Source organism: Bradyrhizobium sp. S69 (assembly GCF_009766005.1).
Lineage (GTDB): Bacteria > Pseudomonadota > Alphaproteobacteria > Rhizobiales > Xanthobacteraceae > Bradyrhizobium.
The window spans coordinates 101,939-121,444 of record NZ_LMUK01000046.1 but is presented as its reverse complement, the minus strand read 5'-3'; the positions used below and the strand labels follow the sequence as shown (position 1 = coordinate 121,444).

Here is a 19,506-nt window from a genome sequence, read left to right as displayed (position 1 = left end):
GCGCAAAATTGCCTTTGTGCATCATATGGAATGGCTCTAATAAGATAAGCCTATGATCCCATTCGAAAACCACAAGGACGCCGATTGAGCGTCCGACGGAAAAAGCAAGGCTGCGCAGTTCGAGTTCCGCGCGGACATGGTAGGAATGAAACCGACTGATATCTCGGCGCCCGACTACTTCCATAAAGTGGTCGATTGCCAATGGGCCTGTCCCGCACACACCCCCGTTCCCGAATATATCCGGTTGATTGCTGAGGGGCGTTACAGCGACGCCTACATGATCAATTGGAGATCCAACGTGTTTCCGGGAATCCTCGGGCGCACCTGCGATCGTCCGTGCGAGCCGGCGTGCCGCCGCGGCCGCGTCGAGGAAACGCCGGTCGCGATCTGCCGCTTGAAACGCGTCGCCGCCGACTTCAAGGACGACGTCAAGGACCAGATGCCGAAACTGGCGGCCAAGAACGGCAAGCGTGTCGCGATCGTCGGCGGCGGTCCCGCCTCCCTCGCGGTCGCCCGCGATCTTGCGCCGCTCGGCTATCACTGCACCGTGTTCGATTCCGACCCCAAGGCCGGCGGCATGATGCGGAGCCAGATTCCGAAATTCCGGCTGCCGGATTCGGTGATCGACGAGGAAACCGGCTACATCCTCGATCTCGGCATCGAATTCAAAGGCAGTCATCGCATCGACAGCCTGAAGAAGCTGCTCGGTGAAAACTACGACGCGATCTTTGTCGGCTCCGGCGCACCGCGCGGCCGCGAACTCGAGCTTCCCGGCGGCAAGGAAGCCGCCGCCAACATCCATATCGGCATCGACTGGCTCTCCAGCGTGTCGTTCGGCCACACGACCAAGATCGGCAAGCGCGTGATCGTGCTCGGCGGCGGCAACACCGCGATGGATTGCTGCCGCACCGCGCGCCGTCTCGGCGGCGACGACGTCAAGGTGATCGTGCGTTCCGGCTTCGAGGAAATGAAGGCGTCGCCTTGGGAAAAGGAAGACGCCATTCACGAGGATATTCCGATCCTCAACTTCATGGTCCCGGTCGCGTTCGTTCACGACAACGGCAAGCTGACCGGCGTCACCTTCCAGAAGGTGAAGGCCGAATACGACGCCAAGGGCAAGCGCAACCTGGTGCCCTCGGGCGAGCGCGACCAGACCATCGACTGCGACGACGTGCTGGTCGCGGTCGGCCAGGAGAACGCGTTTCCCTGGATCGAGCGCGACTGCGGCGTCGAGTTCGACAAATGGAACATGCCCAAGGTCGATCCGAAAACCATGGGCTCGACCAATGCAAAGGTGTTTTTTGGCGGCGATGCGGCGTTCGGCCCCAAGAACATCATCTGGGCGGTGGCGCATGGCCACGATGCCGCGCTCTCGATCCACAAGCTGTTGTCCGGCGAAGACATCAACGAGCGGCCGCTGCCCGAGGTGCAGATCTCGTCGCAGAAGATGGGCATCCACGAGTGGAGCTACGACAACGATATCTCCAGCGACAAGCGCTACAAGGTGCCGCATCGCGACAAGGTGATCGCGCTCAAGGACATCCGCACCGAGGTCGAACTGGGTTATGACGTCAAGCTCGCGCTAGGCGAGGCCCAGCGCTGCCTGAACTGCGACATCCAGACCGTGTTCACCGCACCGCTGTGCATCGAATGCGACGCCTGCGTCGACATCTGCCCGATGGATTGCATCACGTTTACGCCGAACGAAGATGAAACCGACCTGCGGCAACATCTGAAGGCGCCCTCGCCGCATCACGACCAGGCGCTCTATGTCGCCGACGGCCTCAAGACCGGCCGGGTGATGGTGAAGGACGAAGACGTCTGCCTCCATTGCGGCCTGTGCGCCGAACGTTGTCCCACCGGCGCGTGGGACATGCAGAAATACCTCATCGATATGACTCACGCGGGATCATCATGTCCGTCCAAAGCCCGATCAGCAGCGTAAACGATTTCGTCGTCCGCTTCGCCAACGTCAACGGTTCGGGCTCGGCGAGCGCCAACGAACTGTTCGCCCGCTCGATCCTGCGCCACGGCGTGCCGGTATCGCCGCGCAACGTGTTCCCCTCCAACATCCAGGGCCTGCCGACCTGGTACGAGGTGCGGGTGACCGAGGACAGCCATCTCGGCGCCCGCGGCGGCATCGACATGATGGTGGCGATGAACCCGCAGACCTGGGACAAGGACGTCGCCTCGATCGAGCCCGGCGGCTACCTGTTCTACGATTCGACCAAGCCGATGCCGACCTCGAAGTTCCGCGCCGATATTACCGTGATCGGCGTGCCGCTGACCGCGATCACCAACTCGACCTATACCGATCCGCGCCAGCGTCAGCTGTTCAAGAACATCATCTATCTCGGCGCGATGTGCGCGTTGCTCGATATGGATCCCAAGCTGGTCGAGCAATTGATCGGCGAGCAGTACAAGGGCAAGGAAAAGCTCTTGTCGTCGAACGTCCATGCGCTGCATCTCGGCCGCGACTGGGCGCTGCAAAACCTGAAATGCCCGATTGGCTTGCGGGTCAAGAAATCCGACAAGGTCGGCGACCGCATTTTCGTGGAAGGCAACAGCGCCGCCGCACTCGGCGCGGTCTATGGCGGCGCCACCGTGTGCGCCTGGTATCCGATCACACCGTCCTCGTCGCTGGCCGATGCCTTCACCACCCACTGCAAGAAGCTGCGGCACGATGGCGAAACCGGCAAGGCGAACTACGCCATCGTGCAGGGCGAGGACGAACTGGCCTCGATCGGCATCGTGATCGGCGCCTCATGGAACGGCGCGCGCGCCTTTACCGCGACCTCCGGTCCCGGCATCTCGCTGATGACGGAGTTCATCGGGCTGTCATATTTCGCCGAAATCCCCGCTGTGATCATGAACGTGCAGCGCGCCGGCCCCTCGACCGGCATGCCGACGCGGACTCAGCAATGCGACATCATCGCCTGCGCCTATGCCTCGCATGGCGACACCAAGCATGTGCTGCTGTTTCCGGAAGACCCGGCCGAAGCCTTCGAGTTCGCGGCCCACGCGTTCGATCTCGCCGAACGACTGCAAACCACGATCTTCCTGATGCTCGATCTCGATATCGGCATGAACCACCGGCTGTGCCGGCCACTGAAATGGGACGACGCCAGGCAATATGACCGCGGCAAGGTGATGACCGCGGAAATGCTGGAAGACGGCCGCGACTTCGGCCGCTACCTCGACGTCGACGGCGACGGCATCCCGTTCCGGACCTATCCGGGCACCCACCCGACCAAGGGTTCGTTCTTTACCCGCGGCACCTCGCGCGACCGTTACGCGCGCTATTCCGAAGAAGGCTCGGTCTACGCCGACAACATGCAGCGGCTGCTGCGCAAGTTCGAGACCGCGCAGGACATGGTGCCGCGGCCGTTGCAGGCCAACGCCGCCAAGCCGACCAAATACGGCGTGATCTATTTCGGCTCGACCGCGCCGGCAATGGACGAGGCGATCGGCATCCTGGAAGCGCGCGGCCATCAGCTCGATCGGCTTCGTATCCGGGCCTTCCCGTTCCATTCCAGCGTCGCGAGCTTTATTGCCGATCACGATTTTGTCTATGTGGTCGAACAGAATCGCGACGCCCAGCTGCGTCAGCTGATCGTCAACGAGAACGGCATCGATCCGGTCCGGCTGGTGCCGATCCTGCACTATGACGGCTCGCCGATCACCGCGCGCTTCATTGCGGGTGCGATCGGCGACCACCAGGATCAGCTCAAGGTGACCCCGCTCCGCAAGGTGAAGTCATGACCTATATCGCCAAACCGAAATTCCAGCATCCCGGGCTGCCGAAGAACGATCTCGGCTATACCCACCGGGATTACGAAGGCAAGATCTCGACGCTGTGCGCCGGTTGCGGCCACGACTCGATCACCGCCTCGATCATCGAAGCCTGCTACGAACTGTCGATCGAGCCGCATCGCGTCGCGAAAATTTCCGGGATCGGCTGCTCGTCGAAGACGCCGGATTATTTCCTCGGCAATTCCCACGGCTTCAATTCGGTGCATGGCCGGATGCCGTCGGTGTTGACCGGCGCCAACCTCGCCAACCGCGACCTGATTTATCTCGGCGTCTCCGGCGACGGCGATAGTGCCTCGATCGGCTTCGGCCAGTTCGCGCATTCGATCCGGCGCGCCGTCAACATGACCTATATCGTCGAGAACAACGGGGTTTACGGCCTCACCAAGGGGCAGTTCTCGGCTACCGCCGACCGCGGCTCGAAGTCCAAGAAGGGCGTGACGAACACCGATAACGCGATCGACCTGGTGGCGATCGCGTTGCAGTTGGGCGCGAGCTTCGTGGCGCGCAGCTTCTCCGGCGACAAGACCCAGCTGGTGCCGCTGATCGCAGCCGCGATCCAGCACAAGGGCGCGGCCTTCATCGACGTGGTCAGCCCCTGCGTCGCCTTCAACAACCACGCCGGCTCGACCAAGAGCTTTGATTATGTCCGCGAGCACAATGACGCGGTCAATCGCCTCGACGTCATCACCGGCCGCGACCCGATCACGGTCGATTACGCGCCGGGTACCGTGCAGGTGGTCGAGCAGCACGACGGCACCCGACTGGCGCTGCGCAAGCTCGACGCCGACTACGATCCGCATGATCGGCTGGGCGCGATGACCTTCCTGCAAAAGCACGCCGCCAAGGGCCAGATCGTTACCGGTCTGCTCTATGTCGACCCGGACTCGGAAGACCTGCACAGCCATCTCAACACGGTCGACACGCCGCTCAACCAGCTCGGCGAAAAAACGCTGTGCCCCGGCAACAACGCGCTGGAAAAGATCAACGCCAGTTTGCGCTGAGGCTAAGATCGCCTCTTCGTCATTGCGAGGAGCTCTTGCGACGAAGCAATCCAGCCTTGCTTGCGGCTCTGGATTGCTTCGCTTGCGCTCGCAATGACGCTTGGCTTTGCTCTCGCCCTACTTGTCGCCGAGAATGTCCCCGAACAGCGCCCAGGTCTTGCCGTCAAATCGCGCCATCTGAATTTGCCGGATCGGCGTGACGTCGCTGGGGTCGTTCTGGACCTTGATCCCAGGCAACAGCAGCGGCAGCGCCAGACTATTCAAGGTGGTCGACTGCTTGATGATGTTCTCGCGGCTGACGTCGTCCTTGCAGTTCTTCAGCACCTCCACCATGACCTGCGCGACGGTATAGCCCTGCGCATTGAAGAGATCGCCGGTGCTGGCGTTGGGCTGGTACTTCTTCATCCAGGCCAGGAAATCCTTGACCCCGGGATCGGCGGCCCAGCGCGCATCGTTGGGATCCTTCAGATAAAGCCCGGTCACCACGCCGACGGTGTTTTGCAGCCCCGCGGGCTCCAGCACCGCGGAAACCGAGTTGGAAACCGTCGGCAGGATGATCAGCGGCTTCCAGCCCATCTCGGCGGCTTTCCGGATCGCCTGCGCGGCGAATTTCGGCGTCGCTTCCGCGAAGAAAACATCGGCGCCGGACTCGCGCATCGTGACCATCTGCGAGTCGATGGTCGGGTCGGCGGTCTGGTAGGTCGTCTCCGACACCAGCTGGTTGACGCGCTCACCCAAGCCCGCCTTGAAGCCGCGCAGATAATCCTTGCCGGCATCCTCGTTGGGCGTGATCACCGCGATCTTGGCGTCCGGCTTGGTCTTCAGGACATATTGCGCGTAGAGCCGGCCTTCCAGTTCGTACGTCGGATTGAAGCCCACCGTCCATGGAAACTGCTTCGGGTCGTTCCAGCGGGTAGCACCCGACGAGACGAAGATTTGCGGCACGTGCTTGCCGTTGAGATATTTCTGCACGGAGATGTTGGGCGCGGTGCCGACCGAGCTGAACATCGCCAGCACTTCATCCTGCTCGACCAGCTTGCGGGTCTGCTCGACGGTCTTGGGCGCCGAATAGCCGTCGTCCAGGGTCTGGAAGTCGATTTTGCGGCCGTTGATGCCGCCTTGATCGTTGATCATCTGGAAATAGGCGGCTTCCGCGCGCGCCACCGTGCCGTAAGCCGACGCCGGGCCACTATAGGGCGCGGTATTGCCGAGTTTTATCGTGGTGTCGGCCGCAATGGCGCCGGTGATCGGGAGTACCGAGAGCGCGACGCCGACCAGCGAGCCGGCGACAAGTTGGATGCGAGTTGACAAGGGTTTTTCCTTTTCTTGTTGTTGTAACGCAGCGCACCCTATTCAGCCGGAGCGGCTTGCGCAAATCACACGAAAGCGTTCTTTGCGGATCACACCAAAGAGAATTCCGTGCGCCGGTAATTCTCCGCCGCGTGCGTCGTCGCGTTTACTCGACCGGCTTGTTGTTGATATTGACGACGGTGCATTTGCCGGCGGCCGCCGGCACGCAAAAGCCGAGTGCATCCTTGACCGCTTCTTCGACCGTGCGGCGGCCGGTCGCCCATCCGAAATGCGTTCCCCCGCCGATCGCGAAAGCCTTGTTCGGCCCGCTGTCGAGATAGGTCTTGAAGGTGTCACGGCCCCGGCCGTTCAGGCCGGATGGCGGCGGCACATTGGGAGTGGCAACATCGATCGGCCGGTCGCGCAGCACGAGATTGTTCGAGGCCAGGAACCGGTCGACGATCGGCGACCAGATCGGAATCCCGGCGGCGCTGAACAGCGTGTGCCCGTCGTCGCCGAATGCAGCGGTCCTGACGTAACTGGCGTGACCGCCGGCATTGGCGAACGCGCCGGTGAGTTGCGACGTCAGCCGCGGCCCGAAAAAATGATCGTTGTCGGCGGACACCCAGAGCAGCGGCACGCGCGATGTCCTGCCATATTGGGCGAACGCCGCGACCAACTGCTTTTCGCCGCACACCGTGTCGGGACCCGACGATCCCCTCCCCGGCGCGAAGGCGATCGCGGCGGCAAGATCGCGCGGCGCGTCCGCGGTCAGCGCCACCGTCGCGAAGGCGCCGGCCGAGACCCCGACGCTGATCCATCTGCCCTTGCTGACATAGGCCTGGCCTGCCATGAATCTCGCGACCGCGGCGATATCGCTGGCCCCGGCGAGCCCGGCTTTGGCGTAATCCGGATCGGAACAGGGACCAAAGGTCTCGGCCCATTCGCCCTGCGAACGGCCATAGCCCCGACGCAGGAAGGCCACCGCGACCCAGCCGCGACGCGCAAACGCCACCGCCTCGGCCCACATGCCGTAGGGCGACATATTGGGGCGGTCCTCGGCGCTGCGCGGAGAGCCATGATTGAGCACGGCGAGCGGATGCGGCTGCCCGTCGTCGGGCCGCACCACGATGGCCTCCAGTTGCAGCGCGCCCCTGCCATTCGATCCCGGGATATCGGCGGGAATTTGCAACGCGTCCCACCGGATACCCTCGGCACGGGCCGGTCCGAACGGCAGCGCCGTCGCCAACGAGAACGCCAGCATAAATCCAGCAAATCCAATGCATTTGGCCGGCCTTGATCGACATCCCCGCCGCGCAACCAACCAGCCTAACATGCGGTTATGTCATCCCTGCCGTGATCGTGATCAAAAAATGGCGGCGGCGTCGCCGCCAAACTGCCAATTTCCGGGATCGTTATGTTGCATATGGCGTTATGATCCGGGGGTACGCATATTCCCCTATCATTGCACAGATTGGCGCCAGCCAGAATAACATCGATCTTTCTCGCCAGAACACGTCCCAACGGACCCATCGACCACCCCGGACAGAAGCAGGCAACATGAATCCCGTCAAAGCACTCGAAAGCCACGGCCAGGCGGTCTGGCTGGATTTCCTCGCCCGCGGTTTCGTCGCCAAGGGCGACCTGAAAAAGCTGATCGACAGCGACGGCGTCAAGGGCGTCACGTCGAATCCATCGATCTTCGAGAAGGCGATCGGCAGCTCCGACGAATACGACGCGCCGATCGGCCTGGCGCTGAAAAAGGGAGACCGGCCGGTGTCCGAGCTGTTCGAGCATCTCGCGGTCGAGGACATCCAGCACGCCGCCGACGTGCTGCGCCCGGTCTACGATTACCTCAAGGGGCATGACGGTTTCGTCAGCCTGGAAGTGTCGCCTTACCTTGCGCTGGACACCAAAGGAACCATCGTCGAGGCCGAGCGGCTCTGGAAAGAAGTCGATCGCAAAAACCTGATGGTCAAGGTGCCTGCTACCGCACAGGGCCTGCCCGCGATCCAGCATCTGATCGGCGAAGGCATCAGCATCAACATCACGCTGTTGTTTTCGCAGAAGGTCTATATCGAGGTCGCCAAAGCCTATCTGGCGGGCCTCGAAAAATACGTCGCCAAGGGCGGCGATCCCTCGCATGTGGCGAGCGTCGCCAGCTTCTTCGTCAGCCGTATCGACAGCGCGGTCGACAAGCAACTCGACGAGAAAATCGCCAAGGCCAATGATCCGACTGAGAAAGAGCGGCTCGCCGCACTGAAAGGCAAGGTCGCGATCGCCAACGCCAAGCTCGCTTACCAGGAGTACAAGAAGCTGTTCTCCGGCGCGCGCTGGGACAAGCTCGCCGCCAAGGGCGCAAAACCGCAGCGGCTGTTGTGGGCTTCGACCGGCACCAAGAGCAAGGCCTATAGCGACGTGCTCTATGTCGAAGAGCTGATCGGTCCCAACACGGTCAATACCGTGCCGCCGGCAACGCTCGATGCCTTCCGCGATCACGGCACCCCACGCAACAGCCTCGAAGAGAATGTCGAGGACGCCAAGCATGTCCTCGCCGCACTCGAAAAATCCGGCATCTCGCTCGATGCGATCACCACCGAATTGGTCAAGGACGGCGTCAAGCAATTCGCCGACGCCGCCGACAAGCTCTATGGCGCGGTCGCTTACAAGCGCGCCACCGTGCTCGGCGGAAACATCGGCCGGCAGGCGCTGGCGCTCGGCAGCGACTTGAGCAAAGCGGTCGAGAAAAGTACCGAAGACTGGCGCGCCTCGGCCAAGATACGCGCGCTCTGGCACCACGACAAATCGGTCTGGACTGGCGACGACGAGAACAAATGGCTGGGCTGGCTGACCAGCCCGGCAGCGGCCGATGTCGCCGACTATGAGGACTTCGCGCATCGGGTGAAGGCACAAAACTTCACCGACGCCGTGGTGCTCGGGATGGGCGGATCGAGCCTCGGGCCGGAAGTGCTGGCGCAAACCTTCGATAAGCAGCCGGGCTACCCGAAGCTGCATGTGCTCGACTCCACCGATCCGGCGCAGGTGCGCAGCTTGCAGGCCTCGATCAACCTCGCCGACACGCTGTTCATCGTGTCGAGCAAATCCGGCGGCACCACCGAGCCGAACGTGATGAAGGATTATTTCTTCGAACGCGTGTCCGAGACGATCGGCGCCGACAAGGCCGGTCATCGCTTTATCGCGGTCACCGATCCCGGTTCGTCGTTGCAGAAAGTGGCGGCCAAGCAGGGCTTTGCCCGCACCTTCTATGGCGATCCCGCCATCGGCGGACGCTATTCGGTGCTGTCCCCGTTCGGACTGGTGCCAGCCGCCGCCGCCGGCATCGACCTGCGCACCCTCTTGACGCATACGCTGGCGATGGTTCGCTCCTGCGGACCTGATGTCCCGCCGCATGAGAACCCGGGCGTGCAGCTCGGCCTCGCGCTGGGCCTCGCCGGCCTCGAGGGCCGTGACAAGGTCACTATTCTGTCTTCGAAGAAGGTCGCCGATTTCGGCGCCTGGGCCGAGCAACTGATCGCGGAATCCACCGGCAAGGACGGCAAGGGCCTGATCCCGATCGACGGCGAGACGCTGGGCGATGTCGGCCAATACGGCAACGACCGCTTCTTCGTCGACATCCGCACCGAAGGTGAAGACGATGCCACGCATGACGCCAAGCTGGCCGCCCTTGAAAAGGCCGGTCATCCGGTGGCGCGCATCGTGATGAAATCGATCGAGCATATCGGCCAGGAGTTCTTCCGCTTCGAGATGGCGATCGCGGTCGCGGGCTCGGTGCTTGGCATCAACCCGTTCAACCAGCCCGACGTCGAGGCCGCCAAGATCAAGACCCACGAGCTGACGGCCGAATTCGAGAAGAAAGGATCGCTGCCCGCGCAACATCCTGTCGTCTCGACCGAGGCGGTCGAGATCTATACCGACGACAAGAACGCCGCCGCGTTGCGCAAGGCGGGTGCCAATGGCGATCTCGGCTCCTGGCTGAAGGCGCATCTGGCGCGCTCCGGCGCCGACGATTACGTGGCGCTGCTGGCCTATATCGAACGCAACGCCGCCCATATCGGCACCCTGCAGCACATCCGGCTTGCGGTCCGCGACAAGCGCCATGTCGCGACCTGCGCCGAATTCGGGCCGCGTTTCCAGCACTCCACCGGGCAGGCCTACAAAGGCGGCCCCGACAGCGGCGTCTTCCTGCAAATCACCGCCGACGATACCAGGGATCTGGCCGTCCCCGGTCAGAAGGCGAGCTTTGGCGTGATCAAGGCGGCCCAAGCCCGCGGCGATTTCGGCGTGCTGACCGAACGCGGCCGGCGCGCCTTGCGGGTGCATCTCAAAGGCGATCTGGCATCGGGTTTGCAAGTGCTGGATGCCGCGATCAAGGAAGCGCTGAACTAAAATTGATGAAAAGAACCCGGAAAGTAAAGGCGCGGTCACCTCTCCCTTTGGGAGAGGTCGGATCGCCTCGGCGATGCCGAAGGCATCGTCCGGTGCGATCCGGGTGAGGGGTTGCAACCTAACGATAGGGCGTCCCCCCTCACCCCGCCCCTCTCCCCATGGGAGAGGGAGCGCGCCGCCTGAAAATACATCGTCACTTCTTGTCGCACTTCTTAACTAGGGATTTCAAAAATGCAGCTTGGCATGATCGGTCTCGGCCGGATGGGCGGCAATATAGTGCGGCGGCTGATGCGGCACGGACACACGACAGTGGTCTACGACAAGGATCCGAAGGCGGTCGCCGCCATCGGGGCCGATGGCGCGGTCGGCGCGGCGGCGTTGGAGGATTTCGTCAAGAAGCTGGAGAAGCCGCGCACCGCCTGGGTGATGCTGCCGGCGGGCAAGATCACCGAGATGACGATCGAGGCCTTGGCAAAACTAATGGAGCCCGGCGACGTCATCATCGATGGCGGCAACACCTTCTGGCAGGACGATGTTCGCCGCGGCAGGACGCTGAAGGAAAAAGGCATCCATTATGTCGACGTCGGCACCTCCGGCGGCGTCTGGGGCATCGATCGCGGCTATTGCATGATGATCGGCGGCGACAAGGCGGTGGTCGACCGGCTCGACCCGATCTTCAAGACACTGGCGCCCGGGGTCGGCGATATCGAGCGCACCAAGGGCCGCGAAGGGCGCGATCCCAGGATCGAGCAGGGCTACATTCACGCCGGCCCGGTCGGCGCCGGCCATTTCGTCAAGATGGTCCATAACGGCATCGAATATGGCCTGATGCAGGCCTATGGCGAGGGTTTTGATATCTTGAAGAACGCCAATATCGACGCGCTGCCCGAGGCTCACCGCTTCGATCTCGACATCGCCGACATCGCCGAAGTCTGGCGGCGCGGCAGCGTGATCCCATCCTGGCTGCTCGACCTCACTTCGTCCGCGCTCGCGGAGAACCACACGCTGGACGAATATTCCGGCTTCGTGGAAGATTCCGGCGAGGGCCGCTGGACGGTCAACGCGGCGATCGACGAAGCGGTGCCGGCGGAGGTATTGACCGCGGCGCTCTACGCCCGCTTCCGCTCGCGCAAGGAGCATACGTTCGCCGAAAAGATCCTCTCCGCGATGCGCGCCGGTTTCGGCGGCCATAAAGAGCCGAAGGCCTGAACCGCATGGCGACCAGCAAGACGGCCCAGAAGAAACCCGACCCCTGCTCCTTTGTCATCTTCGGCGTCACCGGCGACCTCGCGCATCGGCTGGTGGTGCCGGCGCTGTATAATCTCGCCGTCAACGACTTGCTGCCGGATAATTTCTGCGTGGTCGGCGTCGCCCGCAAGGCGATGTCGAACGACGATCTGCGCGACAGCCTGATGACGGGCCTGCGCCAATTCGCGACCCAGAAAGTCGACGACAAGATTGCCGATCACCTGTTCCAATGCGTCACCTGCATCGAGGCGGATCCCAGCGATCCCGCGTCATTCGATAAAATGAGCAAGCAGCTCGACGAACTCGAAGAGTCCCGCAAGACCGGCGGCAACCGCCTGTTCTATCTGGCAACACCGCCCAACGCGTTCCAGCCGATCAGCAAGGAACTCGGCCGGGCCGGCATGCTGAAGGAAAACGGCGCCTGGCGCCGGCTGGTGGTGGAAAAGCCGTTCGGCACCGATCTCGCGTCGGCGAAAGAACTGAACGACGCGTTGCTGCAACTGGTCGACGAGCACCAGATCTATCGGATCGATCACTACCTCGGCAAGGAAACCGTGCAGAACATCCTGGTGCTGCGCTTTGCCAACGGTATGTTCGAGCCGATCTGGAATCGAAACCATATCGACCACATCCAGATCACCGTCGACGAGAAGCTCGGCGTCGGCCATCGCGGCAGCTTCTACGACGCCACCGGCGCGCTGCGCGATATGGTGCCGAACCATCTGTTCCAGTTGCTGTCACTGGTCGCGATGGAGCCGCCGGCCAAATTCAACGCCCATTCGGTGCGCTCGGAAAAGGCGGAAGTGCTGGCGGCGATCCAGACCCAGAGCGAGGCCGATGCCTTGCATAACTCCGTGCGCGGCCAGTATGTCAGCGGCAAAGTCGGTAACATCGATATCGAGGATTATCGCAGGACGGAAGACGTCAAGCCGGAGAGCACGACGGAAACCTATGCGGCATTGAAGCTGACGATCGACAATTGGCGTTGGGCCGGTGTGCCGTTTTATCTGCGCACCGGCAAGGCGCTTGGGGTCAAGCGAACCGAGATCGCGATCAAGTTCAAGCAGGCGCCGTTCGCGATGTTCAGCGAGACGCCGGTCAATCGGTTGTCGCAAAATTTTCTCGTGATCTCGACCGAGCCGACCGAAGACATCACGCTGGAATTCAACACCAAGGTGCCGGGTCCGACCATCAACATCGACGGCGTCGAAATGAAATTTCGCTACAAGGATTACTTCAAGGTCGAGCCATCGACCGGTTACGAGACGCTGATCTATGACTGCATGATCGGCGACAACATCCTGTTCCAGCGCGCCGACAGCGTCGAGGCCGGCTGGCAGGCGGTGCAGCCGTTCCTCGATGCCTGGAAGAAGGCCGGCGCCCGGGGGCTCAAGACCTACCGGGCCGGCAGCGAAGGCCCCGAGGAAGCGGAAGCGTTGATGACCCGCGACGGCCGCAGTTGGCGGCAGCTTGGCTGAGCATATGGCAGCGAACCAAAATCGCCGTATCGTTGTCGTCGCCGATCCGGCGGCACAGGCAAAAACCGCCGCCGAGCGCATCATCGCCAGGATCGCGGCCAATGGCGGCCGCGTCGCGATCTGCCTCTCCGGCGGATCGAGCCCGAAGCAATTATTCGAACTGCTCGCGACCGAGGCCTACCGGCCGAAAATCCCGTGGGACCGCGTACACTGGTTCATTGGTGACGAGCGTTTTGTCCCCGCGGGCGATCCCCACAGCAACATCGCGATGGCCCGCAAGGCGTTTCTGGATCAATGCGCGCCGCCTGCCAATGTCCATCCGATACCGGTCGACAGCGCCGATCCCGCCGAGGCCGCGCGCCGCTATGAGAGCGAATTGAAATCGTTCTACGGCGCGGACATGTTGACCCGGGAGCGACCGTTGTTCGACGTGGTGTTGCTCGGCGTCGGGCCGGACGGCCATACCGCCTCGCTATTCCCCGGCTATCCCGCCGTCGAGGAGACCACGCGTTGGGTCACCGAAGTGCCGAAGGCGAATGTCGAACCGTTCGTGCCGCGGGTATCGCTGACGTTGCCGACGCTGGGTTCGTGCCGCGAAATGCTGTTCGAGGCCAGCGGTTCGGGCAAGCGCGCGATCCTGACCCGGGTGTTTGCCGGCGAAGACCTGCCGGCCAATCGCGCGCATTCGCAAGGCGAGACGATCTGGCTATTGGACAAGGCGGCGCTGCCAGAGAATTACCGTGAGTGAGGCCGCATTTGCTGCGCCATGCGCGCTGGTCGTGATGGGCGTGTCCGGATCGGGCAAGAGCACGATCGCGGAGCACCTGGCCAACCGAATCGGCTGGACCTTCGAGGACGGCGATCAATTCCATCCGGCCAGCAACATTTCGAAGATGCACGCCGGACAACCGCTCACCGACGACGACCGCTGGCCCTGGCTGCGCGCGATCGCAGCCGAGATCGACCGGGTCTACAGGGCTGGCGGACATGTCGTGATCGCCTGCTCGGCGTTGAAGCGCGCCTATCGCGATATCCTGGTGCATGGCCGCCGTGATGTTCGGATCGTCTACCTCGACGGCACCCAGCAATTGATCGCCGAGCGGCTTGCCAAGCGAACGGGCCATTTCATGCCGCCGGATTTGCTGCCCAGCCAGTTCAGGACGCTCGAGCCGCCGGGCAGCGACGAGAATCCGGTGACGGTCTCGATCGATGCGTCGATCGAAGCCGTCGTCGATGATATCGTGCATCAGCTCCGACTAACCCCGGCCGGCAACGCCGCCATCAGCAGGAACCGCCCATGACCCGCATCGCCCTCGTGGTTTCCGACGTCGACGGCACGCTGTTGACCAAGGACAAGGTCCTGACCGAAAAGGCCGCAGCCGCGGTCCGGCAGTTGGAAGATTCCGGCGTCGGCTTCACCCTCGTTTCGAGTCGGCCGACCATCGGCATGCGCTTTTTGGTCGAGCCGCTCGGGATCACCCTGCCGTTCGGCTCCTTCAACGGCAGTTCGATCTCCGACCCAAAGATGACCCCGATCGAGCAACATCTGATCCCGGCGGCGGCGGCTCAACGCAGCATCGATCTCCTGAAAGAGTTCGGCGTCGACATCTGGCTGTTCACGCATGACAAATGGCTGACGAGCAACGCCGACGCCGAATACAATCCGTTCGAAAAACGCACCATCAAGACCGATCCCGTCATCATCGACGATTTCGCGCCCTATCTGGCGGACGCCTGCAAGATTGTCGGCTCCTCCTCCGATGCCGTGCTGCTGCAGCGCTGCGAGGCCGAGATGCAGAAGGCGATGGGAACACAGGCCACCGTGGCCCGCTCGCAGAGCTATTATCTCGACATCACGCCGCCCGGCCACGACAAGGGCACCTTCGTGCAAGCGATGGCCAAGCGGTTGGGGATTTCGACCGACGCCGTCGCCACGGTGGGCGACATGCACAACGATCTCGCGATGTTCCGGGTCAGCGGCCTGTCGATCGCGATGGGCAATGCCACCGATGACATCAAGCGCCAGGCCACCCATGCGACAGCATCGAACCAGGACGAAGGCTTTGCCGGCGCGGTCGATATCGTGATGAAGAATAATGCGACCAAGTAACAAACTATTGTCGTCCCGGCGAGCGAGCCTATGAGGTTACCTCGGCCGTCATCCCCGGGATGAACGCAATTGCGTTCATCCGTGAGGAGCGCGCCCTTGCCCGCGTCTCGAAGGATGGACACAACGCAGCGACTCGCGGCCATCCTTCGAGACGCGGCGAAGACGCAGCTCCTCAGGATGACGTCGGTGATTGCTTCACGACCTCCTGCGCCCGGACGACCAGAAATCCCTACTCCGAGCGCTGCACCGCCGGCTTCTTGGCGTCGCTGAGATTATGCGCGGTGTAGATCAGCGCGATATGCGTCAGGGCCTGCGGGAAATTGCCGGTCTGGCGCTTGGCGCCGGAATCGTATTCTTCCGCGAGCAATCCCACATCATTTGCGATCGCAACCACGCGGTCGAACAATTCTTGCGCCTTGGCGACCTGGCCTGACAAGACATAGGCGTCCGCCATCCAGAAGCTGCAAGCCAGGAACGCGCCTTCGACCGGCTGCAATTCCTCGGAAACTTCACGAGGATCGTGCCGCAGCACGAAGCCGTCGCGCATCATGTGCTGCTCGATCGCCGCCAAGGTGCCAAGTACCCGCGGGTCGTCGCCGGACAGGAAACCAACCCCCGGCAGCAACAGGATGCTGGCATCGAGCAATTTCGATCCATAAAATTGCACGAAGCTGTTCTGCTCGCGGTCAAAGCCTTTCTCGCAAACGTCGCGATGGATGATGTCGCGCAATCGCTTCCATCGATCGACCGGCCCGTCGAGGCCGAACTTTTCGGCGCTCTTGACGGCGCGATCGAACGCCACCCATGTCATTACTTTCGACAGGACATAGTGCTGGTCGCCGCCGCGCCGTTCCCAGATGCCGCTATCCGGCAAGCTCCATATCTCCTCGAGATGCTCCAGCACCTTGCATTCGACTTCCCAGGTGGTTTCGTCGAGCTCGAGTTTCGCCACCCGCGCCTGGTGAAACGCGTCCATCAGTTCGCCATAGACATCGAGCTGCAACTGGGCATGCGCAGCGTTGCCGACCCGAACCGGGCGTGCGCCTTCATAACCAGGCAACCAATCCGCTTCCCATTCCAGCAGCCGGCGCTGACCCATGATGCCGTACATGATCTGCATGTGCGCCGGCGCGCCGGCGACTGCCCGCAACAGCCAACTGTGCCAGGCCAGGGCTTCCTCGGTGTAACCGCTGTTCATCAGCACCAGCAGCGTGAAGGTAGCGTCGCGCACCCAACAATAGCGATAATCCCAATTGCGGGCGCCACCGAGCTTCTCCGGCAACGACGTGGTCGGCGCCGCGACGATGCCGCCGGTCGGCGCAAAGGTCAGCGCCTTCAGCGTGATCAGCGACCGCATCACGAGATCCGGGGCATCGCCTTTGTAGGTGCAGCGGCTGGCCCATTCTTTCCAGTAATCCTCGGTGTCTTTAAGGGCTGCCTCGGGATCGATCGCGTCCGGCACCGCCAGATGCGAAGGCCCGTAGGTCAGCGTGAAAGGCACGGTTTCGCCCTCCCCGACCTCGAAATCCGCGACCGACGTCATGTCCTCGCCGCGGGTCTCGACCGGTGTACGCAACACCGCCATGTCCTGCCCGCAAATCGCGAGTAGTCCGGTGCCGTCCTCGTTTTTCTTGACCCAGGGAATATCGGTACCGAAGCCGAAACGCATCACAAGCTCCATCCGCAGCTTGACCCGGCCGTTGATACCGCGCACCAGCCTGACGATGTCGGAGGCCTTGCCGCGCGGCGGCATGAAATCGATCACGGCAACCGTGCCGTCTTTGGTCTCGAAGCGCGTTTCCAGGATCAGCGAATTGCCCCAGTAGCGGCGCGAGATCTTGCTGCCGGCTTCCGCCGGCGCGATCTTCCAGCGCCCGTGCTGTTCGTTACCCAGGATGGCGGCGAAACAGGCATCGGCATCGAATGTCGGCCAGCACAGCCAGTCGATCGAACCGTCGCGCCCGACCAGCGCCGCGGTCTCGCAATCGCCGATCAGGCCATAGTCTTCAATTTTGCAAGGCAATGCCGATCCTCGGTTGAATGATGCGCTTCAGGTAATGGCGCGCGTCCGACCATGCATCGCGGTCTTGAGCGCGGAAACGTCAATCGCGCCGGATATCTGGTCGATCGGCAGCGGCAACCGCCGCCGCCAGTTCGGATGTTCGTCCCTGGTGCCGGGAATGTTGGCCTGGTCGACCACCCCCAACAGATCGTCCAGCGATATCGTGAGCAGGCGCGATTTGGTGCGCGCCAGGAATCCCGCGACCGCATAGATGTCGTGGCCATCGATGCCGTGACGACGCAGAATATCGTTCAACATGCTCAGCGCGTGCCAGCGTGAATCGTCGCTTTCGCCGGGATCGATCCCGAGCGAACGCTTCAGCTTGAGGTCGCTGAACCCGCGCCACCCCGCATAGGTCGAAAGATCATGGGTATTGAAGGTGACGAGCGCATTGGCTGAATAATAATCGATGCCGCGGAATGCACTCACCTCGTCGCGCTCGAACATCATCACCTGATACGACCAGATGCCCCAATCCGCCGTCTCCTCGCGAAAGCCTTCCGGCACCGTGCCGAGATCCTCGCCGATCACCACGCAGCGATGCGCGATGCTTTCTTGCGCGGTCGCGGCCAACAGCGCTTCGAACGGCATCTGCACATAGGCGCCGTTGTCGGCGGCAAATCCGTGCGGCACCAGATAAAGCCGCTTCAGGCCCATGACGTGATCGAGCCGGATCGCGCCGGCATAGCGCATCGAAGCCCGAAGCATTTCCCGGAACGGCTCGAAGGATTTCAGCTTGAGACCGGCGGCGTTGAACCCGGCGAGGCCCCAGTTCTGGCCCACGGTATTCAGGGGATCCGGCGGCGCGCCGACGGAAAGAAAGCGCGAGATCGCCGCCTGCTCGTTCCAGGCGTCGAACCCGCCCGCCTGCACGCCGACCGCGACATCGAGATAGAGCCCGACCTTCATGCCGAGCTTGCGCGCGAGGGTTTGGCAGGCGCTCAATTGCCGGTCGGCGATCCATTGAGTGAATTCGACGAACTCGATTTCCGTGGCGTCCGGCCCTTCGCGCAGCCGCGCGCAAGCCGCATCGTCGGGCGCGCGCCATTGTTTCGGCCATTCCCACCACGCGGTGTCGAATTTATGCCGCAACGCCTCGAAGCAGGCGAAGCGCGACAATAAGGGCGCGCGTTCGTCGCGAAATTGCTCAAAATCCTGCCGGCTTGCGGCGGCCGGATCGGCCTTGAATGCCGCAAATGCCGCACGCAGCGCCTTCCATTTCAGTTTGGCGACCGCGGGATAATCGACGATCTCGCTTCGTCCGAGCCGGGCCATGGCATTGGCGCCGGGAAGCGTAACGCCGGCCAGCTTTGCCACGTCGATATAGAGCGGATTGAGAAACAACCGGCTGTTCGGCGAATAGGGGCTGCAATCGGCCGGGTGATCGTCGAACAGCGCGTGCAGCGGGTTGAGCCCGACCCCGTCGGCTCCCAGTTCGGCTGCCAGCCCGATCAGGTCCTCCAGATCGGTGAAATCGCCGATGCCCCAGTTTCGCGCCGAACGGACGCCGTAAAGCTGGACCGCCAACAGCCAGCAGCGGTCGAAATCGCCATCGAATGCCCGCGGCGGCGTCACAATCAGGAGTGTTTCTTCCGTTACCGAGGCGGCGTCGGTCAGATTCAGCCGCCAGCTGCCGATGGGCAAATCCGCCGGCCAGTCGATCACACCGTCCCGGGTATGCCCCTCCGCGATAACCTTAAGACCTGCAACGATTTTCCAGCGCGCCGGAAACGTGGCAGCCTGCCCGAGCGCGGTCCGCGAGGGCCGGCCGGCGCGGACCACCACCACCGGCTGGTCGAGCAGCCGCTGCGGCAATTCGACCGGCAACGCATCGAGGATAATCCTGAGGGCGGCCTCATCCGTCACACGCCGGTGACCCTGCCCATCGATAAATTCGGTCTGAATTCCGAGGCCTGCAGCTTTGGTAAAAAGGTTCATTCGGCACGCTGTTTGCACGGCAAGGGGCGGGGAACGTCACGAAATTCTCTAGATGCAAGAAGAGGATAGCCGTGTTTAACTCTCTGCTGTCCGGCCCGTTCCACGGGAACCAATGCCCGTCGAGCGGCTTTGTATATAGGTCGAAAGCGTCTCTTTTCC

13 protein-coding genes are annotated in these 19,506 nt (G+C 62.6%); 9 read left to right on the top strand and 4 right to left on the bottom strand.

Annotated features, from left to right (window positions below):
• Nucleotides 1-145 precede the first annotated feature (145 nt).
• The 3 genes from GSQ88_RS25290 to GSQ88_RS25280 are packed head-to-tail and all read left to right on the top strand — an operon-like array spanning nt 146 to nt 4,814.
• Entirely contained in the window at nt 146-1,945 is a 1,800-nt protein-coding gene (locus GSQ88_RS25290; RefSeq protein WP_159010498.1) for an FAD-dependent oxidoreductase, read from the top strand.
• On the top strand, nt 1,915-3,762 hold the full coding sequence (locus GSQ88_RS25285; protein ID WP_174248105.1) for a 2-oxoacid:acceptor oxidoreductase subunit alpha: 1,848 nt from the start codon (nt 1,915-1,917) through the stop codon (nt 3,760-3,762). The genes GSQ88_RS25290 and GSQ88_RS25285 overlap by 31 nt, the downstream gene beginning before the upstream one ends.
• Nucleotides 3,759-4,814 (top strand): 2-oxoacid:ferredoxin oxidoreductase subunit beta, encoded by a 1,056-nt coding sequence (locus tag GSQ88_RS25280; RefSeq protein ID WP_159010496.1) that lies wholly within the window; start codon nt 3,759-3,761, stop codon nt 4,812-4,814. The genes GSQ88_RS25285 and GSQ88_RS25280 overlap by 4 nt, the downstream gene beginning before the upstream one ends.
• A gap of 117 nt (nt 4,815-4,931) precedes the next feature.
• Here GSQ88_RS25280 and GSQ88_RS25275 read toward each other — a convergent pair whose 3' ends face one another.
• Both GSQ88_RS25275 and GSQ88_RS25270 read right to left on the bottom strand, forming a co-directional pair.
• Entirely contained in the window at nt 4,932-6,125 is a 1,194-nt protein-coding gene (locus tag GSQ88_RS25275; protein WP_159010495.1) for an ABC transporter substrate-binding protein, read from the bottom strand.
• 145 nt (nt 6,126-6,270) lie between these two features.
• Nucleotides 6,271-7,368 carry an alpha/beta hydrolase family protein gene (locus tag GSQ88_RS25270; RefSeq protein WP_159010494.1) on the bottom strand — a complete coding sequence of 366 codons (1,098 nt, stop codon included), beginning with the start codon at nt 7,366-7,368 and terminating at the stop codon, nt 6,271-6,273.
• A 296-nt stretch (nt 7,369-7,664) separates the two neighbouring features.
• Between GSQ88_RS25270 and GSQ88_RS25265 the strand changes: the two genes are divergently transcribed.
• The 6 genes from GSQ88_RS25265 to GSQ88_RS25240 all read left to right on the top strand — a co-directional run bounded on the left by GSQ88_RS25265 (nt 7,665) and on the right by GSQ88_RS25240 (nt 15,347).
• Nucleotides 7,665-10,511, top strand: coding sequence for a bifunctional transaldolase/phosoglucose isomerase (locus GSQ88_RS25265; RefSeq protein WP_159010493.1), 2,847 nt, complete (start codon nt 7,665-7,667; stop codon nt 10,509-10,511).
• Nucleotides 10,512-10,742: 231 nt separating this feature from the next.
• On the top strand, nt 10,743-11,720 hold the full coding sequence (gene gnd / locus GSQ88_RS25260) for a phosphogluconate dehydrogenase (NAD(+)-dependent, decarboxylating) (RefSeq protein WP_159010492.1): 978 nt from the start codon (nt 10,743-10,745) through the stop codon (nt 11,718-11,720).
• A gap of 5 nt (nt 11,721-11,725) precedes the next feature.
• The gene (gene zwf, locus GSQ88_RS25255) at nt 11,726-13,237 is read left to right on the top strand and encodes a glucose-6-phosphate dehydrogenase (RefSeq protein ID WP_159010491.1); all 1,512 of its coding nucleotides are present in this window, start codon (nt 11,726-11,728) and stop codon (nt 13,235-13,237) included.
• 4 nt (nt 13,238-13,241) lie between these two features.
• The gene (gene pgl, locus GSQ88_RS25250) at nt 13,242-13,985 is read left to right on the top strand and encodes a 6-phosphogluconolactonase (protein WP_159010490.1); all 744 of its coding nucleotides are present in this window, start codon (nt 13,242-13,244) and stop codon (nt 13,983-13,985) included.
• A gap of 34 nt (nt 13,986-14,019) precedes the next feature.
• Entirely contained in the window at nt 14,020-14,538 is a 519-nt protein-coding gene (locus GSQ88_RS25245) for a gluconokinase (protein WP_159010953.1), read from the top strand.
• The gene (locus GSQ88_RS25240; protein WP_159010489.1) at nt 14,535-15,347 is read left to right on the top strand and encodes an HAD family hydrolase; all 813 of its coding nucleotides are present in this window, start codon (nt 14,535-14,537) and stop codon (nt 15,345-15,347) included. The genes GSQ88_RS25245 and GSQ88_RS25240 overlap by 4 nt, the downstream gene beginning before the upstream one ends.
• Before the next feature lie 229 nt (nt 15,348-15,576).
• Here GSQ88_RS25240 and GSQ88_RS25235 read toward each other — a convergent pair whose 3' ends face one another.
• Together GSQ88_RS25235 and malQ are read right to left on the bottom strand one after the other, a co-directional pair.
• Nucleotides 15,577-17,370 (bottom strand): glycoside hydrolase family 15 protein, encoded by a 1,794-nt coding sequence (locus GSQ88_RS25235; RefSeq protein WP_159010488.1) that lies wholly within the window; start codon nt 17,368-17,370, stop codon nt 15,577-15,579.
• 27 nt (nt 17,371-17,397) lie between these two features.
• Nucleotides 17,398-19,347: a 4-alpha-glucanotransferase gene (malQ, locus tag GSQ88_RS25230; protein ID WP_159010487.1), complete on the bottom strand. Its 1,950-nt coding sequence runs from the start codon at nt 19,345-19,347 to the stop codon at nt 17,398-17,400.
• Nucleotides 19,348-19,506: the final 159 nt, after the last annotated feature.